This is a genomic window from Anoxybacillus sp. UARK-01, from assembly GCF_002075365.1.
Lineage (GTDB): Bacteria > Bacillota > Bacilli > Bacillales > Anoxybacillaceae > Anoxybacteroides > Anoxybacteroides rupiense.
The window spans coordinates 1-2,258 of the sequence record NZ_NASY01000012.1 but is presented as its reverse complement, the minus strand read 5'-3'; the positions used below and the strand labels follow the sequence as shown (position 1 = coordinate 2,258).

Annotated in this window: 1 protein-coding gene and 1 pseudogene; both read left to right on the top strand. The window is 43.0% G+C overall.

Features of this window, described 5'->3' with window-relative positions; translation table 11 throughout:
• The first annotated feature begins 237 nt into the window (after positions 1–237).
• Complete coding sequence (locus tag B6A27_RS01290; protein WP_236631759.1) at positions 238–1,863, top strand: RHS repeat domain-containing protein; 1,626 nt, start codon at positions 238–240, stop codon at positions 1,861–1,863.
• A gap of 4 nt (positions 1,864–1,867) precedes the next feature.
• Positions 1,868–2,258, top strand: a pseudogene (locus B6A27_RS01285) (Imm26 family immunity protein); the annotation flags it as partial.

Genomic DNA, 2,258 nt, shown 5'->3' with positions numbered 1-2,258 from the left:
TAATTAGATAGTAACGGTTTCATGCAAAGTAAGACTGGCTCTTACGTTCTTTTAGTGGAAAAACACGAGGTAATGGAGAATTCGGAGTTAAAAATAATGATTTACACGCTCATTTTCTCCATTCTCTTCTTCCTTCACTAAGGTTACGTAAGGGCCTTTTTTTGTCAGAAAACATGTTTTGTCCAATATTTACAAGACAGCATGACGAAGACTAGAAAGTTTGATGAGAAGAACCGTGTGACAGAGCAATCCGACCGCGGCGGAGTCCAAAAATGGACGTATCCGACCACCTCGGATAAATTGCAACAGTTCCTATTCTCGCACGGATCGTTTAGCCAAACGGTTACGTACCAATACGACGCCTTGGATCAAAATACGGTTGTTCAAGATGGAACGTATACGTACCGTTTGGATTATGACGAAAGAGGCCATGTTCGCACGTTTACCACCGGAAATGAAGCGGGTGCCACCTTTACGTATGACGACCGCGGCTTGGTGAACAGTCTGGTGGTGGGAACGGCGAACGGAACTGAGTTATTGGCGGAAACGTACCGTTACGACGAAAACGGCAACCGAATCCGCATCGAAACGTCGAACGGGGACGTCACGGTGTACAGCTATGATGAGCTCGATCAGTTGAAGATCGAACAATGGCCGGATGGAACGACGATCGAGTATACGTACGATGGATTCGGGAACCGGACGAAAATCGTGAAAACGAAAGACGGATCATCGATGACGACGACGGCCGATTATAATGCGGCGAATCAATTGGTTCGTTTCGGCGATGAAACGATCACGTATGACGCGAACGGCAACCGATTAGAAGACGGCCAGTATCGATATGAATGGAACGAAGCCGATCAATTGGTTTCCGTTACAAGAAAAGGCGAAAGCGCGCCGTTTGTGACGTACCAATATGATGAAGATGGCCGCCGCATTCAAAAGACCGTCAATGGCGTGGTGACGAACTACCATTACCAAGGCGACAGCCTCAACGTCTTATATGAAACCGACGCGAGCGGAAATGTGGTACAATCGTATGTATACGGAGAAAACGGCCAGCTGTTGGCGATGAAAAAAGGCGGGGCGACGTATTTCTACCACTACAACGCGCATGGCGATGTCATCGCGTTAACGGATGCGCAAGGAAACGTGGTCGCTCGTTACGAGTACGACACATGGGGCCAGCTTCTTTCCCAATTGGGTGAGATGGCAACCGAAAACCCATATCGTTATGCGGGATACCAATATGACCAAGAAACGGGTCTCTATTACCTAATTGCCCGGTACTATCATCCAACGCATGGCGTGTTCTTGTCCATGGACCCTGATCCGGGTGATGCGGACGATATCCTCACACAAAACGGCTATACGTATGCGAACAACAATCCGGTGATGCTGGTCGATCCGGATGGGCATTTCTTCTGGTTTGTAGTTAACGCTGGATTTGCGGCGTACGATGGGTATAAGGCGTATAAATCAGGAAAAGGATGGAAAGGTGTCGCAGTCGCGGCGGCGTTTGGTTTTGTTGGTGGAGGAAGATTCAAAGCGGCAAAACAATCTGTTTATGTCTTAAAGAAAGGAAATGTAGTAAAATATGTCGGAAGAACTAAAAATATTAAGAAGAGAAGATATGTCCATAGTAAAAACCATCCTGATTTAGATTTTGAAGAAGTTGCTAGCAATCTGTCCTGGGGACAAGCGCGTGGATTAGAACACCGTCTATATTTGAAACACGGTGGAAAAAGTAAGCTTAGAAACAAGATAAGACCTATTAGTAAAAGAAATAAAACGTATAGAAAATATATGAGTGAATCTAGAAGGGTTTATAAAGAAGTAGTAAGAAGATATGGATGGTGATTGTATGTCATTCTGGGAAAGCATAAAAAACAAGCAAACAATTATTTTAAGTGATGATGCAATCGATTTGTTAGGTGACACACTATTAGAAATCAAAAAAATTTATGAAGAAAATTTCAAAAGAAAACCAACGGTGGCTGAATTAGAAGCATTGATTATGGAGGCTATGCAACTTGATTCAAATATCGTTGAACAATTGGAGGAAATGGAAATCTCCGATGTAAAATTTAAGTTAAAAAAGAGAAAAAAGATTCCTAATATTGAACCAGGCATTGTGTTTGCAATCCCACTTAGAGAAATTGAAAAATATGCCTATGGTTTAGTAGTAAAAGGAGAAGGTTTAAAGGATGACATTTATATACAATATTTTGATATCTTCACGAATGAAATATTAG